Raw genomic sequence first — 26,248 nt, forward strand, 5'->3', positions numbered from 1 at the left:
GTCAGGCCTCCGCCCACCGGCGTAGAAGGTTATGGTAGATGCCCGTGAGCCGCACGGCGGCCGGCCCGCCGGCCGCCTCGCGGTTCAAGTCCTGGATGGTCGTGTCCAGGTCGAACAACAGCGTACGCTCGCCATCGTCCCTCACCATGCTCTGGATCCAAAAGAACGAGGCGACGCGGGCGCCTCTTGTCACACGTTCCACGCGGTGCAAACTGGTGGAAGGGTAGAGGACCATGTCACCGGCCGGCAGTTTCACTTGGTGATCGCCGTAGGTGTCCTCGACAATCAGTTCGCCACCGTCATAATCTTCCGGTTCGGTCAGGAAAAGGGTGGCCGAGAGATCGGTGCGGACGCGATGCGGCGTGCCCGGCACCTGGCGGATGGCGTTGTCGACATGGGTCCCGAAGGACTGGCCGCCGGCATAGCGGTTGAACAGCGGCGGGAAGACCTTCAGCGGCAGGGCCGCCGACAGGAACAAGGGATTCTTCTCCAAGGTCGCCAGGATGGCGTCGCCCAGGCGCTGGGCCACGGGATGGTCCGCCGGAAGCTGGGCGTTGTCCTTGGCCATGGCCGATTGGTGGCCGGCGGTCACCCGACCGTCCACCCAATCGGCGGCATCCATCTGCTGGCGGCACCAGGCGACTTGCTCTCGGGTCAGAACGCCGGGGATGTGAAGAAGCATGGATGCCGCCTTGGACGCTTTGGGGGTTGGGGGTGGATCAGAACGCGACGTTCAGGGTGAACTGGGCCGTGCGGCCCTCGCCGGGGATCAGGTGGGCCGGGTGGATCTGGTCGATGTAGTACCGGTCCAGCAGGTTGGTGATGTTGGCCTGGACGCTGATCTTTTCCGCGATGTCGTACTTGGCCATGGCGCTGAAGGTCCAATAGCCGGGCACGGTGTTGATCAGGTTGGTGGCCGCCACCGGGGTGGAACTGCCGATACGCTGCGACACCGCGTTGGCCCCGCCGCCGATCTGCAGATCGTGGGTCAGCTGATAGGTGCTCCACAGGCTGAAGGTGTGGTGCGGCACGTTGGACAGGGCGCGGCCCACCTGGCTGGCGGTGGTGGACTTGATGACCCGGCCGTCCATGTAGGCGTAGCTGGTGGTCACCTGCCACTCCTCGGTCAGCTTGCCCGTCACCTCGATCTCGGCGCCCTTCACCTTCTGGTCGCCGCCCAGGATGTTGAGGGTGGAGTTGTTGGGATCGGTGACGCGGGCGTTGTCCTTTTCCGTCTGGAACAGGGCGGCGCGGACGTTCAGCGCGTCGTGCAGCAGGTCGATCTTGCCGCCGACCTCATAGGTCTTGTTGCTTTCCGGATCCAGGTTGGCCGTGGCGGCGGACAGCGACAGCTGCTCGGCCGACGGGTTGAACGAGGTGCCGAAGCTGGCGTACAGGCTGCTTTCCGGCGTCGGTTTGAACACCAGGGCGGCGCGGCCCGACGGCAGGCTGTCGGTGCGGGAGAAGGCCGTGGCCGGGGACACCGACTGGGTGTAGTCGGTGTCGATGTGGTCATAGCGGAAGCCGCCGACCAGCGACCATTGCTCATTGAACTTCATGGTGTCGATGGCGAACACCGCCACCGTGTCCATGGTGGTGCTGACGCGGCTGGACGTGGTGCCCTTGCCGCTGAAGGCCTGGTATTCGTTGGGCGTCAGCAGGCTGGTGGTGGGCACGCCGGACCAGGCGGTGCGCGTCGGGTCCGACGTCTCGCGCGACAGCTCGACCCCCGTCACCAGCGTGTGCTGCAGGAAGCCGGTGGCGAAGCGCGCCGTGGCCGTGGCCTGGTCGTCCAGCGTGGTTTCCACGCTACGCGCGGTGATGGCGTTGCGCGTCACCGACAGCTTCGACAGGTCCGCCGCCGTGGCCGGGGTCAGCGCCGTGCTCAACTGCGGCTCGGTGATGCGGACGTTGCGGTAATAGTTGCCGTAGCGGAACTGGTTTTCCAGCGTGACCGCCGAGGTCAGGTCGTGCTGCACGTCGGCGGTGACGACGTTGGCGTCGGTCTTCAGGTAGTCGCTGTGGAAACCGTAGTAATTGCGCTGGTCCACCGGCGCCGGCTTGCCCAGCAGGAAGGGGATGCCATAGTCCGGCCGGTCGTTTTCCGACTGGTGCAGATAGCTGAGGGTGACGCGGGTGGGCGTGCCGATGCCGAAGGCGACGGAGGGCGCGAAGCCATAGCGCTCATTCTTGGCGCCGTCGCGGCCGGTGACGAAGCTGCTGGTGCCCATGGCGTTCATGCGCACGGCGGTGGTGGCGTCCAGCGCCCGGTCCACATCGGCCGTCAGGCGCTTCATGCCGTCGGTGCCCAGGGTGGCGGTGCCGGCGGTGATGGACTCCAGCGTGGGCGTCTTGCTCACCTGGTTGATGGTGCCGCCGGTGGAGCCACGGCCGAACATGGCGCTGTCCGGGCCCTTCAGCACTTCGGCCGACTGGTAGTTGAAGCTGTCGCGGTAATAGCTGCCGAAGTCGCGCAGGCCGTCCAGGAAGATGTCAGACCGGGCGCTGAAGCCGCGCAGCGTCAGGCTGTCGCCCTGGGCGCCGCCTTCACCGGCGGCCAGGCTGATGCCGGCGACGTTGCGCAGGGCGTCGCGCAGGGTGGTGACGCCCTGGTCCTTCATCTCCTGGTTGGAGATGACGGTGACCGACTGCGGCGTGTCCAGCAGCTTTTCGGTCAGCTTGACGTTGGACGAGCGCTCGGCGCGGTATTCCGGCGCCGCCGCCGCGTCCTGGTCCTGCACCGACAGGGTGGGCAACTGCACGCTGCCACCCTGCTGGGTCGTTGGCGCCGTGGCCGTCTGCGCCTGGGCGGCGCCAACGGACAACAGGGCGCCGCCGGCCAGGCCCAAAGCGGTGTGCGCCAGCGTCCGGGGCGTCTTGGCCCTGCTGGCGACGATGTAACTGCGGTTGCTCGACATTCCGGTCCCCACCTTATGCCACGTTCATGGCGGGCTCCCGCGCGGATCCCGGCTTTCGAGCTCCGCGCTTATACCCTTTAGTTAAGATTGCGAGCGACTCTTATTTGCTGACCAGTGACCTGTCAATGATTGTGAGACTGATTATCATAATCCGTCGCGGCAAATCCGCATGCCTGTATTGCGCTGCGGCAAAAGGTGGCGGGGAATAAAGTTGGGCTCGTGGGTAAGGAGAGCGGACGGCGTGGGCCACTTATATGGCGCGGGTGAACAGTTCGTGGAACAACTCTTCGGCGCGCGGCTGCCCGGCCGCCGTGACCATCACGGATTTGGCCTTGCCGATCGGATCGGTGATGAACCCTTTTTCATGAAGATGGTTCATCGCGTCCCAGTCGAAGGACATCCACGTCCGTCCATCGTCATGCGGTTTCAGATGAAGCAACGTCAGGACAACGTGGTCGATACAGTTAGTGTCGATGTCGTCCATGACGCAACCCCCGCAACCATCGTGCACAGGGCCGTTACGGGAGCAGACGTTGCCCGGGCGCCCTCGTTCACTGGCGCGCCGGCCCGTTGCCGCCGTGGAAGCGGCCAAAATGCCGTGCCGAGAAAAGGCTGATGATGAGGCCGCCCAGTCCGAGCGCGAGGATGTCGCCCGTCTCCCGCAGGTCGAAATCGCCAACGCGGCAGACGAGCAGGTAGCCGATAAGCAGGTTGAAGGCACCCCACAGCACATTGATGGTGGATGAGGAGAGGCCCTGTCCCGATGGCTTGGCGAACGGGGTCTGGAAAGATCGGCCCATCATGCCGCTGACGGCATGCGGAACGGCATTCGCGAGGAAAGCCCCGCCAAAAAAGTACGACACGAGATCGGGCAAGAGCATGTCAGGCGCCCCTCACGGCAAGCAGGTCAAGGATGTTTTGGCAGGTCCCAGCCTTGGGAAGACGTTCCTGCGGAACGCGTTGGCGAGCGCGCGCCCCACGAACGGCGTCAGTCGTCGACGAGCCGTCTGAGCAATTCGACGGAAGCCGCCAGTTCTTCCTGTTCCTGCGGGGACAGCCGCGCCTGGATGGTGCGGGTCAACCAATCCTGTCGTGCCGCCCGCCCTTCCTGGGCCCATTTGCGGCAGGCGTCGGTGAGCGACAGCAGTGTCTGCCGGCCGTCATTCGGATCCGGCGCGCCGCTCACCAGGCCGGCCCCCTCCAGCGCGGCAATGACCGGACCCATTGACTGGGGGCGCATCCCTTCCGCCCGCGCGAGGTTGGCCGCCGTCGCCGGGCCGTCCTTCTCAAGACGCAACAGCACGGATATCTGGGACGGCGTCAGGTCTTCCCCATGTCCTTGCTCGCGCAGCCGGCGTTTCATCTTGGCCAGCAGGGCGCGCAGTTCCTGCGCCAGGGACGGGGCGCGGGGGGATGGATGATCTTGCAGAAGTTGAGCGTTCATGCCGATTGAGTAGCATATGATAAGGTAAACTGTCCAGTTTATCTGTTCAGGTTACCTGTCTAATTGGCGTGCAGTGCTCACATCGCCTGGCCTTTCGTCCCGTGTGCCTCACTGTGCCTTGCGCAGGGCCGCCACCTCGTCCACCGACACCTTGTCGGTGTAGGCGTTGCCGAAGTGGGTGCGGACGTAGGTGACCACGGCGGCGATCTGGGCGTCATCCATCATGGTGCGGAAGGCCGGCATGCCCTTGCTGCCGTTCATCACCAGCGTGGCCGGATAGCCCCAGGCCGCCAGGTTGGCGTCCTTGGCCAGGGGTGGGTAATAGCCGGCGCCGGTGCCCCCCCTGGCATCGGGCATGTGGCAGGCGGCGCAGACGGATTTATACAGGCTTTCACCGTCGCGTTGCGGAAACTGGGTGTAACCCAGCAGGTTGGCGTGCTTGGTGGAGGCGGCCGGCGGCGCCTCGTCCCCCCGGGCGGGACCAGGGACGGGCAGGGCCAGGGCGGCGGTCGCGGTGAGCAGGGCGGCGATGCGGATGGGCTTCTTCATGGCGGGCTTCCTCACGCGGCGACGATGCGGTGGTGCAGGCGGGTGATGGCGTCCAGTGCCGAGAGGATGGCGCCCTCCTGCCAGGCGACCAAGTTGGATAGATGGTCGCCGGCCAGGATGACGCGGCCGTTCAACTCCGCCAGGTTGCGGTAGTGCTTGGCGCGCAGCTCTGGTGTCCAGGCCGCGGCGCAGCCCATGGTGGTGGGGGAGCGGTGCCAGCTGACCGAGACGCCGGTCTCGAACTCCGCCGTGTATTGCGGGTGGATCCGGGCGCCTTGCTCCACCGCGAGCTTGACCCGGTCGGCCGCCGACAGCGCCGCCAGTTCAAAGCCCGGGGCAGCGCCGGCGAAGGTGCCCAGCAGCACGCCCTTGCCGGGCGCGTTGTAACCGAAGTTGGGGTAGGCGATCTGGCGGATGGGCAGGTCGGTGAAGGTGATGCCGCCGTAGATGTGGTCGTCCTCCTCCCAGAAGCGGCGCTTGAACTGAAGGCCGGTCTTGACCGCCGTGAAGTAGGACAGGGCGTTCATCCCCGCCTTCATCTCGGCGCCGACCTGGACGTCCAACTGGCTCAGCACCGTCAGGGGCAGGGTGCAGACGCACCAGTCGGCCTTGGCCTGGCGTTGGTCCTTGCCGGTACGCGCGTCGACATAGCTGACGGTGACGCCATGGTCATCCTGGTGGATGGCCGTCACCTTGGCGTTCAGGGTGGTGATATCGGCCAGGCTTTTGCCGATGGCCTTGGGCGTGCTGTCCATGCCGCCCACCGGCTGGAAGATGGTGGACTGCCACTGGTGGGTTTGGCCGAACGTGAGGGCGCGCCACACGTCGGACCGCAGCAGGTCGGCCAGGGCGATGGGCGGGCCGCCCACCGGGTCCGGCATCAGGCCGCCGCCCTTGTTGACGGCGTAGCCCCGGCGCTCGGCGCTGTCATGCCCGGCGACGTAGGCATGGTTCTTGTCGAGGGCGCCCCATTCCTTCAACGCCTCCAGCAGGGTTTCCTGGTCATCCTTGCTGACGGCCTGGTCCAGCTTGTCCTGGCGGGCGGCCTTTGCCAACAGTTCCGCCACATGGCCGTGGAAGTCGGCCTGCACTTCGCGGAAGCGCTGGGGTTTGCCGCCGAAATAGGCATCGGAATGCACATACGCATTATAGTTGACCATGATGAAGGGTTCGAGCGCGACGCCGAACCGCTTCGCATAGTCGAGATAGCCGCGATGGTGGTAGGGGATGCGCCACGGGCCGGGGTTCAGGTACAGGCCGGGATCGAAGCCGCATTTCTGCGTTTCCCCACCCAGTTCGGTGATGGTGTCGCCGCCGCGGATGGTCCAGGCCCGACCGCCGACCCGATTGTTGTATTCCAGCAGCTCGACGGTATACCCGGCGTCGCGCAATTCCAGGGCGGAGACAAGTCCCGCCCAGCCGGCACCAAGGACGATTACTTTCGTTCCTTTGGGCGCGCCTTGCAGTTTTATTGGGCCGGCATATTGGGAGTCCGCCGCCAATCCCAGGCTGGTCATGGCTTGGTACATGGCGGAACTGCCCGCCACGGCGCCGATCATGCGGAACAGGTCCCGTCTTTTCAATATGGATGCCCCCTTGTCCATGCCACCTCCTGCCATGTCGGGGGACGGCCGTGCTGGCGCATGGGCAATGAGGGCCCCCGTTCGCCGCCCATGCCGGGCCAGTGCCATGCAATTCGCTCGCCAGGTCCCCAGGGCCGTTACAACCCGCAGGCGCCTGGCGATTTGGGGACGACGGACGTTAAGGCGCGCCGAAGCTGTGGCGCATGTGGCCGGCGATGCTGCTGCGCTGCAGGGTGCCGATCTCACGCGGGTCCATGGAATAGAGGCCTTCCAGATAGGCCTTGTCCGCCACCGTCAGTGTCTTTGGCTTCTGGTCATCCGCGCAGGCGCCCGAGAACTGGTCCAGGATGCTGGGCAGGTCGCCACAGTGTTCCAGCCCGTTGGGCTGGGCCAGGGCCAGGACGGCCAGATAATCCGCCACTGTGCCCAACTGCCGGCCCAGGATCTGGTCCGTATTCACCATGATCAGGACGTGGGTCAGCACGGGCCGCAGGTCGCCGGTGGACAGTCGGCTCCCCAGGCCGCCGCCAATGGTCATCCCGTAAGGATCGTCGATGGCGGTCATGGCGCCGTTGCTGGTGGAGGTGACGTACCAGGCCTGGATGGGTCGGGTCATCCGGGCCAGCGCACTGGTCTGGTGCACGAAGTGATAGCCCAGCAGCCGGGGATATTTGTCCGCCACCGTGTCCATCACCGCCTGCGGCCGGTCGGTGAAGATGACGTCCACATTATTGGTTTTGCAGGGGGTGTCGGCCAGTGGCGCCCCGACGGTCTGGGCGATGGCGCGGATGCGGGTGGCGATGAAGGCGGCGAAGTCCGCTGGGACGTTCTGCACCCCGGGGCACACCGGCCGGTCCCAGCGGGCGATCTGGGTGGTGCGCGGCGCGTGCTTGCCATGGGACTGCACGAAGTCGCCGATGATGGTGTCCAGTTTTTCCGGCTTCAGCCGCATGCCGGTGACGACCACGGTGTCGGCCGGGGCCGCATCCTGGGCCGGCACGGGGCCGTCCGGCACGGGGCCGTCCGACTGGGCGGCGGCCGGGAAGGGCGCCGCCAGCAGGATGGAGAATGCCGCCGCCGGTCCGCGCAAGCCATGCCGCCAACCCTTTCCCATTCGCCACCTCCCCGGGTATTAATGATCCTTAAGCCTATTCTTGGTTCGCGGCGGGGGCAATGGGGGCGTCACGAAAGGGCGCGGGGCCGCCCAGGTTCAGGGACCGGTGCCGCCGATCTGCACGGTGTCGCCGCCCACGACGGACCCGGTGGTGATGGTGCCATGGCCGACGCTGTTGACGACCAGGGCGCCGGTCCGGTTATAGCCGATCAGCAGGCCGGCGTAGTCCGGCGGGTCGCTGGTTGTGACATCGCTCCAGCTGCCGCTGTTCAGCACGGTGCCGGCGTTGTCGCCCACCAGCCCGCCCACGCGGACCAGGCCGCGCACCGTTCCGTGGCTGCTGCTGTCGGTGATGATGCCGGTGCTGGTATTGATGCCCACCAGGCCGCCGATGGCGCTGTCGGCCATGGCGTCAACCGCCCCGCTGGCCCAGCTGTGGCTGATCAGGCCGCTGTTGGTGCCGACCAGGCCGCCGATGTGGCTGCTTTCCGGCGGGTTGTAGACCAGGCCGGTGGCGTGGCTGTTGGTGATGGTGCCGCCGTTGTCGCCCACCAGCCCGCCCACGCTGCCGTCCCGCCCGCCGGAGGAGACGGCGCCGGTGGCGTAGCTGCCGTCGACTAGGCCCAAATTCTCCCCCACCAGGCCGCCAACCCCATTCCCCCGGGCGCTGCCGGCGACGATTCCCAGGGCATAGCTGTTGCTGACGGTGCCGCCGTTGGACCCGACCAGGCCGCCCAGGAATGAGCTGCCATATCCGCTATCCCGAACGCCGCCGGTGGCATAGCTGCGGCTGACCAGGCCGGTGTTCTGGCCCACAAGCCCGCCGAGATAGGCGCCGGCATAGGGAGAGGTGGTGACGCCGGCAATGGTATCGGTGACGGTGCCACCGGCGTGGCTGTCGCTGATGCTGCCGCTGTTGGTGCCGACCAGGCCGCCGACCCTGGAACTGGCGGTGACGTCCCCGCTGGCCCAGCTGTCGTTGATGACGCCGGTGTTGGCGCCCGCCAGGCCGCCGACGGTGGATGATGTCTGGGCGATGATCACGGCGGTGGCGGAACTGCCGGTGATGCTGCCGCTGTTCAGCCCCACCAGTCCCCCGACCCCTTGGCTGAGGAGCCCTGTGTTGACCAGGCCGGTGGCGTAGCTGGCGGTGATGGGTCCGGCGTTGGTTCCGGCCAGGCCGCCGATGGCGCCGGCGTTGGCGCCGGCGGTGACGGCGCCCAGCGCGAAGCTGTGGTTGATCAGGCCGCCGTTTTGTCCCACCAATCCGCCGATGCTGTGTCCGTTGCTTCCCACCTGCACGGCGCCGGTGGCGAAGGCGTCGGTGATGATGCCCGTGCTGGTGTTGCTGCCGGCGAGACCACCCAGGGCGTGGCCGCCATCGCCCGCCGTCACCCGGCCGGTGGCATAGCTGCCGCGGATGGTTCCGCCGCTATTGGCGCCGGTCAGTCCGCCGACATCGGAACCGGCGACCAAGCCGCCGGCGTCGCGGGCGGTGACGTTGCCGTTGGCATGGCTGTTGACAATGGTGCCGTGGTTCACGCCCGTCAGGCCGCCGGTTAAACTGCTACCCTCCACTCCGCCGGTGGCGTAGCTGCCGGTGATAAGGCCGTTATTGTCCGCCGCCAGGCCGCCCAGGGAGCCGCTACCTCTGACGGTACCGGTGGCATAGCTGTTGGTGATGGTGCCGTAGTTCGTCCCTGCCAAGCCGCCCAGGAAGTTGGTACCGCTGACGGCGCCCGTGGCATAGCTATTGGCGATGGTACCGGTGCTGTAGTTGCTGTTGACCAGGCCGGATGCCTCGGTGGTGGCATCGATGGCATGGCTGCCAGCGATCAGGCCTTCATTGCTGCCCACCAGGCCCGCCACGCCGGTACCCAGCGTACCGCCGGCGGTATAGGAGTTGGTGATTGCACCCAGCCGGTTCTCACCCACCAGCCCGCCCCAGGCTGCGGAGTATTGGGTATTGCTGATGGAAACGGCCGCCGCCGAATAGCTGTCGATGATGGTGCCGGGAAGGGAAAGCGGGGGCGGCCAATGAGGATTGAACAGTCTTACCATGCCGTTTTGGCCCACCAAGCCACCGACCGCGCTGGCGTTCATGCCGGCGCTCACCGTCCCCAGGGCGAAGCTGCTGAAGATGCGGCCTTCATTATCCCCTACCAGTCCGCCGACGTTTGAGGACAGCTTACCCGTTGTCACCGTGTTCACGGTGTAGCTGTCGATGATGGTGCCGGTGTTGCCTCCGGCCAAGCCGCCGATGCCGGTGCCGGGGTAGGGTGGGGGAGTGATGTCGAGGTGGACGGTTTCGTCGGGCAGGATGTAGTCGCCGCCGGTACGGTCACCGGTGACCACCCTGCCCAGGGCGTAGCTGACGGTGATCAGGCCATCGTTCAATCCCACGAGTCCGCCGAGGCTGGTGCTGTGGTCGACGCCGCTGACTGCCACAGCCGCATGGCTGCCCGATATCGTGCCCTCGTTGGTACCCGCCAGACCGCCGATGCGCTCTGACCATTGGGTCCGGGCGGAGACGGTGCCGGTGACCTGGCTGTTGCTGATGGTGCCGGCGTTCCAGCCGGCGATGCCGCCGACGCTCTGGTTGCCTATTGCGTTGACGGCCGTCAGGGAGACATCGTTCAGAAGGCCGGTGTTGTCACCGAACAGACCGACATAGACGTAGCCGTTGCCGCCCACGCTCAGGTTGGCGATGCCGTGGCCCAGGCCCTGGAAGGCGCCGGAGAAGGGGGCGAGGCGGTCGCCCACGGCGATGAAGGCGGTGCCGCTCATGTCCAGGTCGGCGTTCAGCGCGTAGTGGCCGGCCAGATTGTCGGCCATGGCCTGCAACTGGGCGGGGGTGTTGATCAACGTATAGGCCAGGCCCTGCATGGACAGGCTGTCGCCGGGGGCGGCCAGCCGGACCTTGGCCCCCTGGTTCACGTCGAAGGTGCCGGTACCGCCTTGGCCGGGATTGAAGGCCAGGGCGGCCGCCCCGCCGCCCGAGGTATGGGTGATGTCGGCGCTGACGGTGATGTCATGATAGGCGTTCAGCGTCAGGCTGTTGGTCCCGGACCAGGTGATGGCGCCGGCGACGAGGATGTCACCATTGCCGAAGCCGCTGGGGCCCGTTTGCAGGGTGACGTTGGTGGTGGCCAGCGCCGTCTGCACCGTCGCGCTGCTGACGAAGCCGGCGGAACCGGTGCCGGTGTAGGTGCCGCCGCTGACGCTGGCGGTGGTCGTGCCGCTGGGGATGACGATCAGATCCGACGGGTCCAGCAGCCAGGTGCCGGTCCTGCCCAGTGGCGCGCTGGTGTCGACGTGGACGTCCGCGATGGACAGCGTGGCGCCGGAGGTCTCGACCGTGCCGCCATCACCGCCTTGCGTGCCCGCCTTGGCACTCAAGGTTCCGGCCACGGTGGCGGTGCCGTCCGATTTCAGGCGGATGGCGCCGCCGTCGCCGGTTCCGCCCCCCAGCCCGTCGGCGGCGATGCCGCCGCCGCTGTTGATGGCGGTGCTGGCCTCCAGCGTCACCACCCCGGCGTGGGTGGACAGGGCGCTGGCCTCTATGATGCCGGCGTTGTTGATGACCCCGCCCAGCAGCGTATCGGCCGACTTGGCCGCCAGCAGCACCTGGCCGTCGGGGGCCGCGATCATGCGGTGGTTCACGATCAGGGTACGGATGGCGGCCGGGTCTACCGTCACGGTGACCGTGCCGCCGCCCTGGCCAAAGGCTAGGGTGACCTTCTCCCCGGCGGCCAGCACGACACTGCCCAAATGCGCGGTGATGACGCCATCGTTCACCACTTCCGGCGCCAGCAGGCCGATATAGCCGCCGGATGCGGCCGTTAGCGCGCCCTGGTTGGCGATGGTGCCGGTCCCGCCGTCGCGCTGGAAGGTGTAGGTGCCGGCCATGAAGTCCTGGTTGGCGATGTCCAGCGTGGAGGCCACCAGGCCACCGACATTGACGGCGGCGCCCTGGCCGAAGGTGATGCCGGCGGGGTTGACGATGAAGATCTGGCCGTTGGCGGTCAGCCGGCCCAGAACCTCCGACGGGATGCCGGACAACACGCGGTTGAGGGCGGCCGATGCCGGCCCCGGCTGCTGGAAGGTGACGCCGGCGTCGATGCCGATGCTGAAATCCTGCCAGTTGATGACGGCGCGGGAACTGGTCTGGGTCACCGTCATGGCGGCGCCGGACTGGTTGATGCTGGCGCTGCCTGCGGTGACGCTGCCGCCACTCGGCAGGGTGGTGGGGGCGAGGCCCTCGGCGCGGCCGATCATTGGCAGCAGAGCGGCGGAGCCTAGCAGCAACAGGCGCAGACGCTTGGTCCGTCTCAGGTGGGGGGTGGTTGCACTATCTTTGGTCGTGGGGTGTGGGTGCTGGTCCCTCATGGCGAGTCCCTCGGGGCTTCCGCCCGCTTGGTGCCGCCAGCGGGGCAGTGTGATCCAAAATGGTGGCTGTTTTCCAAAGAAGGTGCCGTGTTCGCGGGGGCGGCTCCTTGCCCGCCATATTAGGCGCGGCGGCATGGGACGACCTGTGACCAGTCGGAGGCTGGCAACTTTTAGATGTGGCGTGTGGGCGATGCCTTCGGTGCATCCACGGCTTGAGACCGGGCCATTTGGGGGCGTGTTCGCTGCAAGGTCGGTGTGCCGGCACGGCGGATACCAGGGGGCGGTGGTGGGGGGGCGTGCGCGCGGCGCAGATGACAGGGGGGAGGCGGGTGGCGTAAGGTCGCCGCCGGCCAGGGGAGCCGCCCCGCGGCCAGGCCATTCAGGCCAGTTTAGTCGGGAGAGCCCCAATGCCAGACGTCGGCGCTGAAAGCCGGGATTTCACCCTGTTCCCCGTGGCCAAGGATGCCACCAGCTACCGCAAGCTGACCAGCGACCATGTGTCCACCACCACCTTTGAGGGGGAGGAGGTTCTGAAGGTCGAGCCCGAGGGCCTGCGCCTGCTGGCCGAACAGGCGTTCATCGACATCAACCACCTGCTGCGGCCCGGCCATCTGGCCCAGCTGCGCGCCATCCTGGACGATGCCGAGGCTTCGCCCAACGATCGCTTCGTGGCGCTGGACCTGCTGAAGAACGCCTCCATCGCCGCTTCGGGCGTCCTGCCCATGTGCCAGGACACCGGCACCGCCATCATCATGGGCAAGAAGGGCCGTCGCGTCTGGACCAAGGGCGGCGACGAGACCGCGCTGGGCGGGGGCGTGCTGGACGCCTATGCCAAGCGTAACCTGCGCTACAGCCAGGTGGCGCCGCTGTCGATGTATGAGGAAAAGAACACCCGCACCAACCTGCCGGCGCAGGTCGACATCTACGCCGAGGGTGAGGACGCTTACAAGTTCCTGTTCATGGCCAAGGGCGGCGGCTCGGCCAACAAGACCTTCCTGTTCCAGGCGACGCCGTCCGTACTGGCGCCGGACCGGCTCTTGCCCTTCCTGGAAGAGAAGATCAAGTCGCTGGGCACCTCGGCCTGCCCGCCCTACCACCTGGCCGTGGTCATCGGCGGCACCAGCGCCGAAATGAACCTGAAGACGGTCAAGCTGGCCTCCGCCCGCTACTACGATGGCCTGCCCACCCAGGGCTCGGAAAGCGGCCACGCCTTCCGCGACCTGGAAATGGAAGCGGCGGTCCACAAGCTGAGCCAGACGATGGGCATCGGCGCGCAGTTCGGCGGCAAGTACTTCTGCCATGACGTGCGTGTCATCCGCCTGCCGCGGCACGGCGCCTCGCTGCCCATCGGCATCGGCGTCTCCTGCTCGGCCGACCGCCAGGCCTTGGCCAAGATTACCCGCGACGGCATCTTCCTGGAGGAACTGGAGCACGATCCCGCCCGTTTCCTGCCGGAGATCGACGCCAGCCAACTGGCGGGCGAGGTGGTGAAGATCGACCTGACGCGGCCGATGTCGGAAATCCGCGAGACCCTGTCGCGCTATCCCATCCGCACCCGCGTATCGCTGAGTGGGCCGCTGATCGTGGCCCGCGATAGCGCCCATGCCCGCCTGCGCGCGAGCCTGGAGGCGGGACAGCCCCTGCCGGACTACTTCAAGAACCATCCCATTTACTATGCCGGCCCGGCCAAGACGCCGACGGGCTACGCCTCCGGTTCTTTCGGCCCCACCACGGCTGGCCGCATGGATAGTTTCGTCGACCAGTTCCAGGCGGCGGGCGGTTCCTTCGTCATGCTGGCCAAGGGCAACCGCAGCCCGGCGGTGCGCGAGGCCTGCAAGAAGCATGGTGGCTTCTACCTGGGCTCCATCGGTGGCGCCGCCGCCCGCTTGGCCCAGGACTGCATCAAGAAGGTGGAGTGCATCGCCTTCGAGGATCTGGGCATGGAAGCCATCTGGCGCATCGAGGTGGAGGATTTCCCCGCCTTCATCGTCATCGACGACAAGGGCAACGACTTCTTCCAGGAATTCACCTGATCCTGAAGGTGCTCCCAATCCTTGTGACGGGCGGCGATGATGAAACATCGCCGCCTGATCGCATGAGAACAAGGCCGGTCCGATGCTGGGCCGGCCTTTTCAGTGTCTGGATTTAGGACAAGATGCGGTCGTTCATGATCGCGTTCCGCCAGAATGGCTGTTCTTGCCATGCCTGCCTTCGCGCCATGCCGCGCCCCGCCGTTGGGCTTTCCCTTAGCCCTTTTTTAACCTTGATCCCCCAAGGTTGAAACCGGTGGAAGGAATGCATGGAGGCGGTTGCCATGCTTGGGCTGTTGAAGCGCATCGTTTCCTGGTTTTCGGAAAGGCCTGCGGCGGCGGCCCCGGCAAGGGCGCCGGCGGCCGGCGCCCCGGTCACGGTTTCCATGCTTGAGCTGGGGCCTGATGGGACGGTTTTCCGCCAGCGACTGAGGGCCGTGCTGGGGCCGCGCGAAGCGGCCGCCGCCGGTTGTGTCCAGTTCGTCGGTCTGGACGGTCTGAAGGAAAAGCTGGGCCCGCGCTGGGGTGCCGCACAGTCCCGTGTGCATGCGCTGGTTGAGCGTCTGTTGCGCCAGACACTGGCGTCCGAGGATGTCTATTACGCCTATGGCAGTGAGACCTACGTCGTCGTTTTCGCTCGGCTGAACGCCACCCAGGCCTCTTTGGTCTGCGCCAAGATAATGCAGGAGTTGCAGCGTCTGTTGCTGGGGGAACCGGATCTGGGGAGCATCATCGTGCGCACGGCGGCCCGCGAGGCGTCGGGTGCCCTGGTCCTGAAGCCCGAACGGTTGGCGGACCTGTTGGGCAAGATGGCGGCTCAAGCCCGACCCGTGCCGGCGCTATCCGGTGCTGACCAGGCGCCGGCCGGCGTGGTGGCGATGCCTGTTCAAACCAGCATGGCCCAAATCACCATCGCTCAGGCAGCAACGGCCAGGGCCGCCGCCGCCCTGGCGGAGGTCGGTAGGTCGCTTACGGTAAACGCCAATGACGCCGCCGCGGGCCTGATCGCCGGGGCATCCGCCGATGGCTTGCGCGATGGGTGCGATCCCTGGGCCCACCTGCGCCCGGTCATTGGGCCGCCGGAAGTGGCCTATCGTCCTGTCTGGGATGTGCGGAGCCAGGCGCTTGGCCTTTATGTCGCCAGCCCTCGCCGTTCGCGGGTGGGGGGACGGCAGTACGTCTACGGCTACGAGGCGATGGCCTGTGGCGTGGGGGGCTCGGGAACCGCTGCGGAGATGCAGGAAATCCTGGATCTGGATCGTCAGACCTTGCGCGATGCCGTGGATGCGTATCTGGAGTTGTATGATAATCGGTTCCGCTATTATCTGGCGCTGCCAGTGCATTTCGAAACCCTGGCCGGCGGCACGCGGCGGCGTGCCTATCTGGAGCTTGCCAGCCATATCCCCGCTCATCTGCTGCCCTTCATCACCTATCACCTGATGGGGGTGCCTGATGGCGTGCCGGTGGGCCGCCTTACGGAATTCGTCAGTGCCCTGCGTCCCCTGGGGCGGGCGGTGCTGGTTTGCGCCGACCTGTCCCCCCATCCCTTCGCCACCTTCGCCACCGCCGGTGTCAAAGGGGTCGTGCTGTCCCTGTCGGCGCCGGTTTCCCGTGCCCGCCTTATCCAGGATCTCCACCTCGCGGCGGCGGAGGCGCGGCGGCGCAACCTGCTGATCCTGGTCGAAGGCGTCGATACGCCCGATAGGGAGAAGATCGCCGAGGAGGCGGGCTGCGCTTTCATGGCCGGCGATTTGATCGGCCCCTGGGTGGACTTCCCTGGCCACGCCACCCGCCGATCACGCGCCGACATCCTGGACAATGGAATGCTGTTGGACCGGTGAGGGGGCCATCCGGGTCAGGGGCGGCCGGACATGGCGGTCAGACCCCGATTTCCAAAAAGCCCGGACCGTCCACCACCAGGATACGGGCATCCTTGACCAGGTCGGTGGCGTCAAACGGCATGCGCCGGCTCCATCGCGTCGGCAAGAGCCTCCATAAATTCCTGAACATTCAGCGGCTTGGTCAGGTAACGGCGAAATCCTGCCCGCAAGCCCTTTTCAATTTCGCGGGGAAGGGCGTTGGCGCTCAGCGCGAGGACGGGAATGTCCCGCGTTTCCTCGCGGTCCTTCAGACGGGCCAGAACATCGAAGCCGTTCATGCCCGGCAGGTTGATATCCAGAATGATGACGTTGGGCTGGTGGCCCACGGCCAGATCCAAGCCGGTCACCGGATCGGCCGCCACCAGCAGCTTGGTGCCCGGCAGCGTTTCCATCAGGTCGCGCATCAACTGGATGTTCGATGGATTGTCCTCGACATACAGCATGGTGCGGGGCTTGGCATGGAGCGGCGGCTTGCTTTCGGCGCCAGGTGTACGGGCTTCCGGTACCGGGGTCAGCGCCACCGGCAGGCTGACGGTGAAGGTGCTGCCCTCCCCCAGCACGCTGGTCACCTCGATCGTGCCGTCCATGGCGGACAGCAGCCGGCGGGTGATGGCAAGACCGATGCCGGTGCCGGGGATATCGCTGTATTCCTGACCCAGGCGGTTGAAGGGTTGGAACAGGTCACCCAGCTTTTCCGTGGCGATGCCTTGGCCGGTATCCTGAACCGACAGGGCCAGCCGGCCCGGCACGGATGAGGCGCCCAGCGTGACGCGGACCGCGCCGCCGGGACGATTGTACTTCACGGCGTTGGATAGCAGGTTGGTGACCACTTGGATCAGGCGCGTGCGGTCGGCCAACACGGACGGCGTCACCTCGGGCAGGATGGTGGCGACGGTGACCCGCGCCCTTTCCGCCACCGGTTGCAGCGATGTCAGCGCGTCCTCGACCACCAGGCGCGGGTCCACAGGTTCCAGCGACAGGGGCAATTGACCGGCTTCGATGCGGGCCAGGTCCAGGACTTCATCGATCAGGTGCAGCAAGTGGTTGCCGTTCTTCACGATCTGCTGGATGCCGCGTTCCTGCTTGGGCGTCAACGGCTCCCGCGCCTTGTTGTAGTCCATCAATTGGGCGAAGCCCAAGACGGCGTTCAGCGGCGTGCGCAGCTCATGGCTCATGCTGGCCAGGAATTCGGACTTAGCTTGGTTGGCGGCCTCCGCCCGGCTGCGGGCGGCCGCCAGGTCGCGCGTGCGCTCCGCCACCGCTTCCTCCAGACCTTCGCGCACGCGCAGCAGCTCCTCCTCCGCCCGGCGGCGCTCATCAACCTCAACCTCCAAAGCCCGGTTGATGGATTTCAGGCGCTGGGCCTCCCGTTCCGCCGCGGCGTTCAGGCGGCGGTCGGCCAGGGCGGCCACCAGCGCCAGCATCAGCAGGCCGTAGGTGGCGCCGGCGACGATGATGGCCAGCGGTTCGCGGTCCACGTCGGTGGGGGCGGGGGTCAGCGGATCCAGGGTCAGCACCGTAGCTGCCATCCCGGTGTAGTGCATGCCGCAGATGGCGATGCCCATGACCAGTGCCGCCAGCGCACGGTGCCAGCCTTGCTTCAAGCTGACGGATAGCATCAGGGCCACCGTCGCGGCGGCCATGGCAATCAGCACTGACAGGGCGAACAGGCCCGGCCGATAGGCGATACGGCCAGGCGCCTCCATGGCGGCCATGCCGGTGTAGTGCATCGCGGCGATGCCCAGGCCGACGACGGTGCCGGCCAGGGCGAAGCGGGTGACGCTGCCGCGGCCGTGGCGCACCGCCTCCAGGCCCGCCGCGACGAAAGCGACGGCGGTGATCAGTGAGGCCAGGGTGAGCCCAGGCTCCCATGCGATGGGAACCGCGACCCGCAACGCCAGCATGCCGATGAAGTGCATGGCCCAAATGCCGCCGCCCAGCGCGCTGGCGGCACCCATCTGCCAGGCCAGCCGTGACCGGCCGACGCTGCCGGTCATGCGTTCCGCCATGTTCAGGGCGACGAAGGACGCGAAGACGGCTGTGACGCAGGACAATAGCACCAGCCACGGATTGTGGCTGAAGGCGATGCCTTGATCATCCGCGCTGAAGCACAACCCCGGGAAAACGACCCGCATCGACCTGCCCCTAAAATCCCACGCCTGGCCAAGACAGCCAGACCGCGCCGGCCCCACCCGGATCCCGCAGCCATTTCGGTGGAACCGCCTCCTGGAAAAGGAACGGTTTGGCCGAAGATGCATCGAGCGACGATACCATTGTACCGTCCGAGGGGCATGGTCCGAAACGCGTTATCGCCCAAGACCGGTATATCCAGCACCGATATACAAGGCGTTACCGGCGTCCCAGCCTCTCGCCCGCGCGGCGGACCGGAGGTGTTGGCGACGCTTTACACCCTTGGAAACCGCGTCAAATGACCCAGCCACGGGGGTTCACGATGGGCTTGGCGTCTATGGCGCGGACCAGTCCCACCACCACCCGCACCGCCGTCCAGATGCCGCCGATGAATAGGGTGATGAATTCCATCCCGACGATACGCAGGGCCAGTGCGCTGACCGCGAACAGGATGCAGACCCAGAAGGTGCGGATGGCGAAGGTCATGTGGCCTTCATAGATCGTGCCGGCGAAATCCGGCCGCTTGACGTAGGCTATGATCAGACCGACGGGGAACGCCCCCACCAGATAGAGGAAGTGAATGAGGATGGACCAAAGCCGCGCTTTGTCGCCTTGGGCGGGCGAGCTGACGGGGAACCCGGTAACGCTCATCACGCGTCCTTCCAGAGGGGCTGCCGAAATAGATCTTTAGAACCGGGTGGCGACCTGAAAAGGGCTAGGTAAGGGCCGCTATCCAATATCGGTGCGCACACCTGATCCGTGACGGAAAACTCATATAGGGCCCGTCCGTTTGCGCGCCACTATTTTCGCGAAATCATCTTGGGAATTTCGGGTAGGCTGAAGCATTAATGCATTAACAAACAAATTTGTTTGGTGGGCCGCGACCGGTTATTGTAAATAAAAAATTAATGGAGTGTGTTTTTTTCCTTGAGAACGAAAGAGTGCCGATCATGATTGCCACCGCCCTTTGCGCCTATGGCTTGTCCGGCCGGGTGTTCCACGCCCCGCTTATTCTGGCGGAGCCGGCCCTGGCCCTGCACACCATCCTGCGCCGCTCCGGCGCTGACGGGACGGAACCGTCGGGCACCCGCGTGGTCGCCGACTTTCAAGCCCTGCTGGACGATCCCGCGGTCGAACTGGTGGTGGTCAACACCCCCAACAGTCTGCATTTCCCCATGGCCCAGGCAGCGTTGGCCGCCGGCAAGCATGTGGTCCTGGAAAAGCCCATGACCATCACCCTGGAGGAGGGGCGACGACTGATCGCCGCGGCCAAGGCCGCCGGTCGCCTGCTGGCCGTATTCCATAACAAGCGCTTGGACGCTGAATATTTGACCTTGGGCCGCCACCTCGCGGCTGGCGACCTGGGCCGCCTGGTGGAGGTGGAATGGCACTACGACCGCTATCGCGCCCATGTCACGCACAAGCGCTGGAAAGAGGATGAGCAACCGGGGGCCGGAACTTGGTTTGATCTGGGCATACACCTGGTGGACGGCATGTTGCGCCAATTCGGCCGGCCCCGGTCGGTCGCGGCGGAGATGCGGTCGCTGCGCCGTCCGGACGGCGCCACCGATTATTTCGACGTTCGTTTCCGCTATCCGGACCACCGGGTCATCCTGCGGTCCAGCACCTATGTGCGTGAGGCGGGGCCGGTGCTGGTGGCGCACGGCGACAAGGGGTCGCTGGTCATCCCCAAGGGGGACGTGCAGGAGGCGCAGATGGCCGCCGGCCTCAAGCCTGGCGACGCCGGCTGGGCCGAGGTCACCACGCCCGCCCTGCTGCATACCGAGCGCAACGGGACGGTGGTGCGGGAGGAGGTGGCGCTGGAGGTAGGCCGCTATCAGGACTTCTACCGCAATGTGGCCGACGCCCTGGCCGGCCGCGCGCCGCTCGTCTTCGGGCCTGAGTCCGCGTTCGAGGCTCTCGCCCTGGTCCACCGCGCCATCGAGGCGGCACAGTCGCCTGGCCTGAGCTGCGACATCGCTTACGAATAAGGGCTCTGTTCGCATCGCCTTGATCCGATTGGAAAAGAGATCGAAAAAAAACAATCCCTATCTCATCGGAAATCAGTCAGAGCCCTTACTTGACGTGGATTCACACTTACAGTTCACAGCCTAGTTGTTGATTTCCAAAAGAGATGCCACACATTGCCCTGTTGTCTGAACGCTGTACGAAACACGGTAAATTGGTTTGTTTACCAATTCGGCACTTAATGCCAGCGAATACATAGCTTTCCCGGCGTCGGTAGTGAGATCAATATATATTGTGTCATATAGGCATTGCACCGAAGGGGGGGAGGTGAAGTGCACATATGCGGCCGTCGTGCCTTGAACGCCTATTCGGTCAATTTTTCTATCGAGGTCAGTAATGTAATTATCTGCAAACGCCGCGCTTGGGATAAACGTCATAAGAAAACAAACAAGTTTTTTGGCCATTTTATTGCCCTATCTATTATCAATAATGCGTAGCTTTTTTTTAAAACAACATGAGCTCGCCTGCAACGCCAGAATCGTTGCTCCTGTCACCAAGACCACGGGCCACGTTCTTGTCCTTCACGCTTAGGACTGGCACGGCCACACCCCGACCGCGTCCACGCCGACACAGGCTATCGTGGTCGCCATCAAACCTATCTTCAAGGTCGAGCACCGCAAGGGCCGCCGCAGCGACATCATGAACGCAGTCCTCGCCACCGCAGGACTTAACTTCCATCTCCTCGTCAGCTAGCTCAAAGCCCGTTATAGTGCCATCTTCAAGAGTCGTAAGCCTAAGGCGCCCCAATCAGCTCAAATTTGGCTAAACATAGTTTTTTTACACGGGCAACCCTTCGTGTGCAAACAAAATTTTGCGACGATTTACTAACAGTATTGATAAGGGGAAAACTCCGGGCGGATCAGGAATGATACCTTTGTTGCCCCCCCCCGATGCTAAGCACAGAAAGTGAAAAAATCCGCCATTCTGGCGCATCAGGTATCGACTATTCTGCAGCCTGTGAGTCCGGGTTTTCCCTGCTATTTACAGTGGAGCTAAGTACGTGTTTTTGAATGGAGAAGGCCGGCATCGCGTTTCAGCAATGCCGGCCTTCCTTCTTTGTCGCCGGGAGGGGCTGACGCTAAAGGATGCGTGTCAGGCGACGGTCAGACGGACATCGACGTTGCCGCGGGTGGCGTGAGAGTATGGGCAGACCACGTGGGCCTGTTCGACCAGGCTGCGGGCGGTGGCGTTGTCGATGCCCGGCAGAGTGATGGTCAGCGCGACATCCAGGCCAAAGCCCGTGCCATCCTCTCGTGGACCGATCCCCACCTGGGCGCTGACGGTCGCATCCGCCGGGATCGTGGTCTTGGCCTTGGCCGCGACGAACTTCAAGGCGCCCAGAAAGCAAGCGGAATAGCCCGCGGCGAAAAGCTGCTCGGGATTGGTGCCGTTGCCACCGGCGCCGCCCAGTTCCTTGGGCGTGGTCAGCTTGACGTCCAGGACGCCGTCGACGGACTTGGCCTGGCCTTCACGGCCGCCGGTGGCGGTAGCGGACGTGGTGTAGAGGATGGGCATGATCATCTCCGTGGTTTCATCTTGAGCGCCCGGTTCCAGGGCTGAGGCTCGGGACGTTGGTTGGTGGAGGAAGAATTGCGCAATAATAGATTGCGCACAATGTGTCAGCCAACATGATCGATATGCGCAAATTAATTGTGCACAATCTATCATGGGGTGCTACTCTCGCCGTGGCCAGCGCCCGGTACGCGGGCGTCCCGGAAGAGGAGGGCGTCATGGCTCAGGATGTGCGCCCTCAGGGCATGGACCAGACTGGTACCGAAGAGGTTGGTGCTGGCGCGGATGCGGCCGCGCTGCTGCGCGATCAGTTGTGTTTCAGCATCTATTCCGCCGCCCATCTGTTCAACCGAACCTATAAGCCGCTCCTGGAACGGGTGGGCCTGACGTATCCGCAATACTTGGTCATGTTGGTGCTATGGTCCGGGGATGGGATCACCGTGAAGGAGATCGGGGCGCAGCTTGACCTGGATTCCGGGACCTTGACGCCGTTGCTTAAGCGGCTGGAGGTGGCTGGCCTGGTCAGCCGGCAGCGCGATCCCCGGAATGAGCGTCTGGTGCGCGTGACCTTGACGGATGCAGGCCGTGCCCTTCACACCAGGGTGGGCACGGTTCAACGGGCAATCTTTTGCGCCACGGGCATGAGTGTGGATGGGTTGAAGTCCCTGAAGGGGCAGGTGGACGGCCTGCGTGCCGCCCTTCAGGCCCATCTCGGGCCGGCCGACGCCGAAGATTGATCGCACCCTTGGTGCAGGGCCCGCACCCCCGCCATCTGGTCGGGGATGGGCCGAATGGGGGGCGATGGGGATCGCGGTGACCTTGCCGCGAAGGAGGCTGCCAGAGCCGGTCCTCAAGTGCCGCCGGATCACCCATCGCGTTAGAGAAGATCGCCCAAAGGTGGAATCGCCTTTGGGCGTGAAGCTGCTCGCGGTCAGACTCAGCTATAGCCGGCTGTGGTTCCGATTAAACGCAGCCGGCTATAGTGCCATTGTGGCGCAGTCTCGCACCCATGCGCCTCGGGCCGGTTTAGTGGCTGCGGGGGGGGGGCAGGGCCTGCCCTTCAGGCGCGCCGAAAGGGCGGCCGAACCGGGGGCAGCATGCCAAGCGCGGTCGCCACCGGTCCATCCTCCCGCCAGCCATCGTTTCCATAAGTGGCGAACAGGGCCCGGGCCTCTCCATACGCGGACAGTTGCACCAGCCGAATGAACGCCACCTTGGCGATATGGGTCATGAGATCCGGCCGTTCCCGGAATGCGCCGCCAGCGGTGAGCCGGGCGATGACGGCCTTCACCTCCAAGGCGTTTCTTGCGGCTTTCAACTCGTTTTCCGCCTCTGCCTTGGCGGCCATGTCGGCGATGATCGTCAAAGCGATGGCCAGCGGCTCTTCCGCACGCCAAGAATCATTTCCCAATTCCTTGAACAGGGTTTTCGCCTCCTCGAAGGCGGACAATTGGGTAAGACGGATCAGGGCCAGTTTTGCCCCCTGAGTCCGCAGGCCCGGCCATTGTCGCAATGTTTGCACATCCATACTGTTCAAGGCTTGCCACACACCTGAGGCATCGACAGCATTCTCGAGAGCCTCCCTCATAGCCCTGGCGGCTCGTGGCAAGTCACTGCGGCATAGATCGACCAGCTCCGGCTTTATCCGCTCCAGCGGGATGGTGCCCGTATTGGCGGGGGGCAGGGCGTGCACAGCGTTCGCCAGTGAGTCTCTGAGCTCGTCCTGTTCTGCGGGCGACAAGAGAAAGCCGTCCGTTGCCGGCGCTTGGCCGATGGCGTCAACCAGGGGGCGGATGTCCGCCCCCTGGCCGGCCAGACACCCCAAGGCGAGACGCAGTGCCACCGGAACCAGCATCCCCGCCTCGCCATTGTCCATTCCCACCCCCTGCAATACTTGCCGCATGGTGACGCCGGTTGTGGCGGCCGCGGCGGCGTAGAGGGCGGCGCGTCCGGCATCGCCTTCCAGATTGTTGGCCAGGATGGCGCGGAAGTAGAGCAGGCCCGTCAGATTGGTGGGGGCCGCCGCAACATAGCCCTCTATCGAGGGCGGTTGGGGCAGGTCCAGCAATGCTTCCGGCCGGGACAGGTCGAGGCCATACTGCCGCAGGGCGGCGTCGGCCAGCATCGAGAATTCGGCCATCGCCTCCTGGTAGTCCCCGTGATTCACCAACTCCTTCAGCAAGCGGTACCGCAGGCCGCTTTCCAGCCGCGGATATAGAGCCGTGCCCGAAGCCGGTGCCAGACGCCGCTTTAAATACGTGCGGTACAGGTCTCCATGCGTCCCGCTTTCGACGCCTGGCGGCAATGGCGCGTGCGAGGCATGGGCCCACAAGGTGCCGCTGGCGGCCCGGACACGCACATGGCTGAAACCGACAGCGCGCAGGATCCGCTCCAGGCTGGTGCGGGTGAACAGCGTCAGGTGCAGGCTGGGGCTGACGAGCGGGGACAGCATGGCCATGGGTGTCTGCGGTGCCAACGCCTCGCCGTCGGGCGTGGTCAGGACCAGGACGCCCTGATCCTTCACGCCGCGGCTGAGGGTGCGCAACAGGGAGACAGGGTCGGGCACGTGTTCGATCAGTTCGGTGGCCGACACCACGTCATAACCGGCTTCCGGCAAGGGGGTGTCGTCCTGGAAATAATCCAGCACGATGTCCAGGCCCAGCAGCTTGCGGCCCACCGCCGCCATCAGCGAGGGGTCGTAACCCTTGGCCTTCCATCCCAGGGCGACCTGTGCGTAGTCACTGACGAAGCCGACGCTGCCGCCAATCTCCAGCAGGCTGCCCGTGCCCGGGCGCATCCATCCCAGCGGGGCCAGCATGGCATCCAGGCCGGCGCCAACCTCCAGATAGAAATCTGTTCCGTAGTCGCAGGGCGGATCATCGGGAATCGCCCCCTGTTCGTAACTGGCCACGCGCCGATCGGGGGAGAAGCGGGCGTCGCAGGTCCCGCATCGCAACAATTGCCAGTCGCTTCCCTGAAGGCCGCCACCGGGGACGAGCAGGGCTTCGGCATGAGGGCCCACCGCGTCGCAGACTGGGCAATGGGCGGCGACCGGGCGCGCGTCGGGGGAAGGCCAGATGAAGTGCATGAAGCTGGGAATACCCTGTTGAGGAGCTGAACTCCGGGGAATGGTTCTGAATGATGGCCTAATGCGTCGCGGCCCGTATAATCCAAGCCAAGTTTGTGCCCGAGCGGCCGTGCGCTTGTCCAGTGACAGGGCCGTTCCGGCGTGTGGATGGGACGCAGGCGCCGGTCCGGGCGCGAGGGATTGGTCGGGGCATGTTCCGCGTATTGTTTCTGCACCGCGATTTCCCGGGGCAATTCCGCCACCTCGCCGGCGCCCTGGTGGCTGATCCGCGTGTCGAGGTCCGAGGGCTGGGAGAACGGGTGGAGACGGCCCTGCCGGGGTTGGTTCCAACCTTGTACGGTCCTGTGCCGACGGTGGCGCCGGAGACCCATCCGTATTTGCACCGCGTCGCTGATTATGTCGCGCGGGGGCAGGCCGCGTTGGTCGCCGCCTTGACCCTGGCCCGCGGCGGCTACCGCCCGGACCTGATCATCGGCCATGCCGGCTTCGGCGACACCCTTTACCTCAAGGACCTCTGGCCGGACGTTCCCGTGGTCGGATATTTCGAGTTCTACTATCACGGGCATGGGGTTGATCTTGGGTTCGACCCTGAGTTCCCCTGCAGTCTCGACGATGTGGCCCGCGTCCGCACCCTGAACGCCGTCAATCTGCTGGCTCTTGAGGCGGCCGACCTTGCGGTTTCTCCCACGCGGTGGCAGCGCGACCTGCACCCCATGCCCTTCCGGGAGAGGATCCAGGTGTTACACGACGGTGTCGATACCGGACTCGCCCGCCCCTTGGCCGTTGCCGCCTTTCCACTGCCGGGTGGGCGAGTGCTGACGCCTTCCGACGAGGTGGTGACCTATGTCGCCCGCGATCTTGAGCCGTATCGCGGATTTCATGTGTTCATGCGTGCCCTGCCGGCGATCCTGCGGCGGCGGCCACGGGCGCAGGTCGTCGTTGCCGGCGGTGATGGCGTCAGCTATGGCGTCCCGCCGACCGAGGGGGGCGGCTGGCGCGGCCGTATGATGGCCGAGGTCGGCGGAAATCTGGATTTGAGCCGGGTTCATTTCCTGGGGCCGGTGGACCATGGCCGGTTCCTTGACCTGATGCGCCTATCCAGCGCCCACGTCTATCTCACCTATCCCTTCGTGCTATCCTGGTCGCTGCTGGAGGCCATGGCCTGTGGGGCCCTGGTCGTCGCGTCCGCCACGCCACCGGTCATGGAGGTGGTGGAGGATGGTGTTAATGGGCTGCTGGTGCCCTTCTTTGAGTCGGCCACTTTAGCCGACCGGGTGGTGGAAGGGCTGGAACGTGGTGCCGTGCTGGCGCCTCTGCGACAAATGGCGCGGCGAACGGTCGAAACGCGGTTTGATGCGCGGACCCAGGCCATCCCGGCGTGGCGGCAGGCGCTATTGAGCCGGTTTGGCTGCCCAGCCGGGGGCAACTAATTCGTCAAATCATTTAAACCGGGGATTAACTGGCCGCAAAATCCGTTCGGGCCACATGTAGAATTTGCCGTTTCTTTTACGGGTGCGGTAAGGTCGCGGCCGAAGAGGACCGGCCGCCGTCCAAGGGGGAGGCGGATCGGTCCATTGGGGTTG

The 26,248-nt window shown here is 65.4% G+C and carries 19 protein-coding genes; 5 read left to right on the plus strand and 14 right to left on the minus strand.

Annotated elements, in window-relative coordinates; all coding sequences use genetic code 11:
* Nucleotide 1 precedes the first annotated feature (1 nt).
* The 9 genes from FHS74_RS06250 to FHS74_RS30895 form a co-directional block, all read right to left on the minus strand.
* Entirely contained in the window at nt 2-682 is a 681-nt protein-coding gene (locus tag FHS74_RS06250) for a Fe2+-dependent dioxygenase (protein WP_184798583.1), read from the minus strand.
* A gap of 37 nt (nt 683-719) precedes the next feature.
* The gene (locus FHS74_RS06255; protein ID WP_211106146.1) at nt 720-2,918 is read right to left on the minus strand and encodes a TonB-dependent receptor; all 2,199 of its coding nucleotides are present in this window, start codon (nt 2,916-2,918) and stop codon (nt 720-722) included.
* Nucleotides 2,919-3,168: 250 nt separating this feature from the next.
* Nucleotides 3,169-3,402 carry a DUF6429 family protein gene (locus tag FHS74_RS06260; RefSeq protein WP_184798585.1) on the minus strand — a complete coding sequence of 78 codons (234 nt, stop codon included), beginning with the start codon at nt 3,400-3,402 and terminating at the stop codon, nt 3,169-3,171.
* Nucleotides 3,403-3,469: 67 nt separating this feature from the next.
* Nucleotides 3,470-3,799 carry a hypothetical protein gene (locus FHS74_RS06265; RefSeq protein ID WP_184798586.1) on the minus strand — a complete coding sequence of 110 codons (330 nt, stop codon included), beginning with the start codon at nt 3,797-3,799 and terminating at the stop codon, nt 3,470-3,472.
* Between the two features lie 107 nt (nt 3,800-3,906).
* Complete coding sequence (locus tag FHS74_RS06270; protein ID WP_184798588.1) at nt 3,907-4,362, minus strand: MarR family winged helix-turn-helix transcriptional regulator; 456 nt, start codon at nt 4,360-4,362, stop codon at nt 3,907-3,909.
* A gap of 108 nt (nt 4,363-4,470) precedes the next feature.
* Nucleotides 4,471-4,911 carry a c-type cytochrome gene (locus FHS74_RS06275; RefSeq protein WP_184798590.1) on the minus strand — a complete coding sequence of 147 codons (441 nt, stop codon included), beginning with the start codon at nt 4,909-4,911 and terminating at the stop codon, nt 4,471-4,473.
* 11 nt (nt 4,912-4,922) lie between these two features.
* Nucleotides 4,923-6,494 (minus strand): flavin monoamine oxidase family protein, encoded by a 1,572-nt coding sequence (locus FHS74_RS06280; protein ID WP_343066865.1) that lies wholly within the window; start codon nt 6,492-6,494, stop codon nt 4,923-4,925.
* A gap of 178 nt (nt 6,495-6,672) precedes the next feature.
* Nucleotides 6,673-7,608: a hypothetical protein gene (locus FHS74_RS06285; protein WP_184798594.1), complete on the minus strand. Its 936-nt coding sequence runs from the start codon at nt 7,606-7,608 to the stop codon at nt 6,673-6,675.
* A gap of 96 nt (nt 7,609-7,704) precedes the next feature.
* Entirely contained in the window at nt 7,705-11,997 is a 4,293-nt protein-coding gene (locus FHS74_RS30895) for a beta strand repeat-containing protein (RefSeq protein ID WP_184798596.1), read from the minus strand.
* A 407-nt stretch (nt 11,998-12,404) separates the two neighbouring features.
* Between FHS74_RS30895 and FHS74_RS06295 the strand changes: the two genes are divergently transcribed.
* A complete protein-coding gene (locus tag FHS74_RS06295) occupies nt 12,405-14,030 on the plus strand; it encodes a fumarate hydratase (RefSeq protein WP_184798598.1) in 1,626 nt (541 codons plus the stop codon).
* 112 nt (nt 14,031-14,142) lie between these two features.
* On the opposite strand, the gene FHS74_RS06300 is transcribed toward FHS74_RS06295, so the two are convergent.
* Nucleotides 14,143-14,415 (minus strand): hypothetical protein, encoded by a 273-nt coding sequence (locus tag FHS74_RS06300; protein WP_184798600.1) that lies wholly within the window; start codon nt 14,413-14,415, stop codon nt 14,143-14,145.
* Here FHS74_RS06300 and FHS74_RS06305 point away from each other — a divergent pair.
* Nucleotides 14,414-15,868 (plus strand): hypothetical protein, encoded by a 1,455-nt coding sequence (locus FHS74_RS06305; RefSeq protein ID WP_184798602.1) that lies wholly within the window; start codon nt 14,414-14,416, stop codon nt 15,866-15,868. The two genes, FHS74_RS06300 and FHS74_RS06305, sit on opposite strands and share 2 nt — an antisense overlap.
* Nucleotides 15,869-15,978: 110 nt before the next feature.
* Here the strand turns inward: FHS74_RS06305 and FHS74_RS06310 are convergent, their stop codons facing one another.
* Nucleotides 15,979-18,042 carry a hybrid sensor histidine kinase/response regulator gene (locus tag FHS74_RS06310; protein ID WP_184798604.1) on the minus strand — a complete coding sequence of 688 codons (2,064 nt, stop codon included), beginning with the start codon at nt 18,040-18,042 and terminating at the stop codon, nt 15,979-15,981.
* A 289-nt stretch (nt 18,043-18,331) separates the two neighbouring features.
* Complete coding sequence (locus FHS74_RS06315) at nt 18,332-18,688, minus strand: DUF4870 family protein (RefSeq protein WP_184798605.1); 357 nt, start codon at nt 18,686-18,688, stop codon at nt 18,332-18,334.
* 299 nt (nt 18,689-18,987) lie between these two features.
* Between FHS74_RS06315 and FHS74_RS06320 the strand changes: the two genes are divergently transcribed.
* Nucleotides 18,988-20,028, plus strand: coding sequence for a Gfo/Idh/MocA family oxidoreductase (locus tag FHS74_RS06320; RefSeq protein ID WP_184798607.1), 1,041 nt, complete (start codon nt 18,988-18,990; stop codon nt 20,026-20,028).
* 1,129 nt (nt 20,029-21,157) lie between these two features.
* On the opposite strand, the gene FHS74_RS06325 is transcribed toward FHS74_RS06320, so the two are convergent.
* Complete coding sequence (locus FHS74_RS06325) at nt 21,158-21,580, minus strand: organic hydroperoxide resistance protein (RefSeq protein ID WP_184799098.1); 423 nt, start codon at nt 21,578-21,580, stop codon at nt 21,158-21,160.
* 113 nt (nt 21,581-21,693) lie between these two features.
* Here FHS74_RS06325 and FHS74_RS06330 point away from each other — a divergent pair, with 113 nt between their 5' ends.
* Nucleotides 21,694-22,314, plus strand: coding sequence for a MarR family winged helix-turn-helix transcriptional regulator (locus FHS74_RS06330; protein ID WP_343066866.1), 621 nt, complete (start codon nt 21,694-21,696; stop codon nt 22,312-22,314).
* Nucleotides 22,315-22,637: 323 nt separating this feature from the next.
* Here the strand turns inward: FHS74_RS06330 and FHS74_RS06335 are convergent, their stop codons facing one another.
* Complete coding sequence (locus FHS74_RS06335; protein WP_184798609.1) at nt 22,638-24,536, minus strand: class I SAM-dependent methyltransferase; 1,899 nt, start codon at nt 24,534-24,536, stop codon at nt 22,638-22,640.
* A gap of 320 nt (nt 24,537-24,856) precedes the next feature.
* On the opposite strand from FHS74_RS06335, the gene FHS74_RS06340 reads away from it, so the two are divergent.
* Nucleotides 24,857-26,095 carry a glycosyltransferase gene (locus FHS74_RS06340; RefSeq protein WP_184798611.1) on the plus strand — a complete coding sequence of 413 codons (1,239 nt, stop codon included), beginning with the start codon at nt 24,857-24,859 and terminating at the stop codon, nt 26,093-26,095.
* Nucleotides 26,096-26,248 lie beyond the last annotated feature (153 nt).

The sequence above is a fragment of the Nitrospirillum iridis genome (genome assembly GCF_014205765.1).
Classification (GTDB): Bacteria; Pseudomonadota; Alphaproteobacteria; order Azospirillales; family Azospirillaceae; genus Nitrospirillum; species Nitrospirillum iridis.

Bases quoted from the DNA above. Each gene is read 5' to 3' on its own strand.
- FHS74_RS06250 (WP_184798583.1), bottom strand. From the start codon at position 682: ATGCTTCTTCACATCCCCGGCGTTCTGACCCGAGAGCAAGTCGCCTGG.
- FHS74_RS06325 (WP_184799098.1), bottom strand. From the start codon at position 21,580: ATGCCCATCCTCTACACCACGTCCGCTACCGCCACCGGCGGCCGTGAA.
- FHS74_RS06285 (WP_184798594.1), bottom strand. From the start codon at position 7,608: ATGGGAAAGGGTTGGCGGCATGGCTTGCGCGGACCGGCGGCGGCATTC.
- FHS74_RS06295 (WP_184798598.1), top strand. From the start codon at position 12,405: ATGCCAGACGTCGGCGCTGAAAGCCGGGATTTCACCCTGTTCCCCGTG.
- FHS74_RS06265 (WP_184798586.1), bottom strand. From the start codon at position 3,799: ATGCTCTTGCCCGATCTCGTGTCGTACTTTTTTGGCGGGGCTTTCCTC.
- FHS74_RS06270 (WP_184798588.1), bottom strand. From the start codon at position 4,362: ATGAACGCTCAACTTCTGCAAGATCATCCATCCCCCCGCGCCCCGTCC.
- FHS74_RS06275 (WP_184798590.1), bottom strand. From the start codon at position 4,911: ATGAAGAAGCCCATCCGCATCGCCGCCCTGCTCACCGCGACCGCCGCC.
- FHS74_RS06310 (WP_184798604.1), bottom strand. From the start codon at position 18,042: ATGCGGGTCGTTTTCCCGGGGTTGTGCTTCAGCGCGGATGATCAAGGC.
- FHS74_RS06315 (WP_184798605.1), bottom strand. From the start codon at position 18,688: ATGAGCGTTACCGGGTTCCCCGTCAGCTCGCCCGCCCAAGGCGACAAA.
- FHS74_RS06255 (WP_211106146.1), bottom strand. From the start codon at position 2,918: ATGTCGAGCAACCGCAGTTACATCGTCGCCAGCAGGGCCAAGACGCCC.
- FHS74_RS06300 (WP_184798600.1), bottom strand. From the start codon at position 14,415: ATGGAAACCGTGACCGGGGCGCCGGCCGCCGGCGCCCTTGCCGGGGCC.
- FHS74_RS06260 (WP_184798585.1), bottom strand. From the start codon at position 3,402: ATGGACGACATCGACACTAACTGTATCGACCACGTTGTCCTGACGTTG.
- FHS74_RS06330 (WP_343066866.1), top strand. From the start codon at position 21,694: ATGATCGATATGCGCAAATTAATTGTGCACAATCTATCATGGGGTGCT.
- FHS74_RS06305 (WP_184798602.1), top strand. From the start codon at position 14,414: ATGCTTGAGCTGGGGCCTGATGGGACGGTTTTCCGCCAGCGACTGAGG.
- FHS74_RS06340 (WP_184798611.1), top strand. From the start codon at position 24,857: ATGTTCCGCGTATTGTTTCTGCACCGCGATTTCCCGGGGCAATTCCGC.
- FHS74_RS06320 (WP_184798607.1), top strand. From the start codon at position 18,988: ATGATTGCCACCGCCCTTTGCGCCTATGGCTTGTCCGGCCGGGTGTTC.
- FHS74_RS30895 (WP_184798596.1), bottom strand. From the start codon at position 11,997: ATGAGGGACCAGCACCCACACCCCACGACCAAAGATAGTGCAACCACC.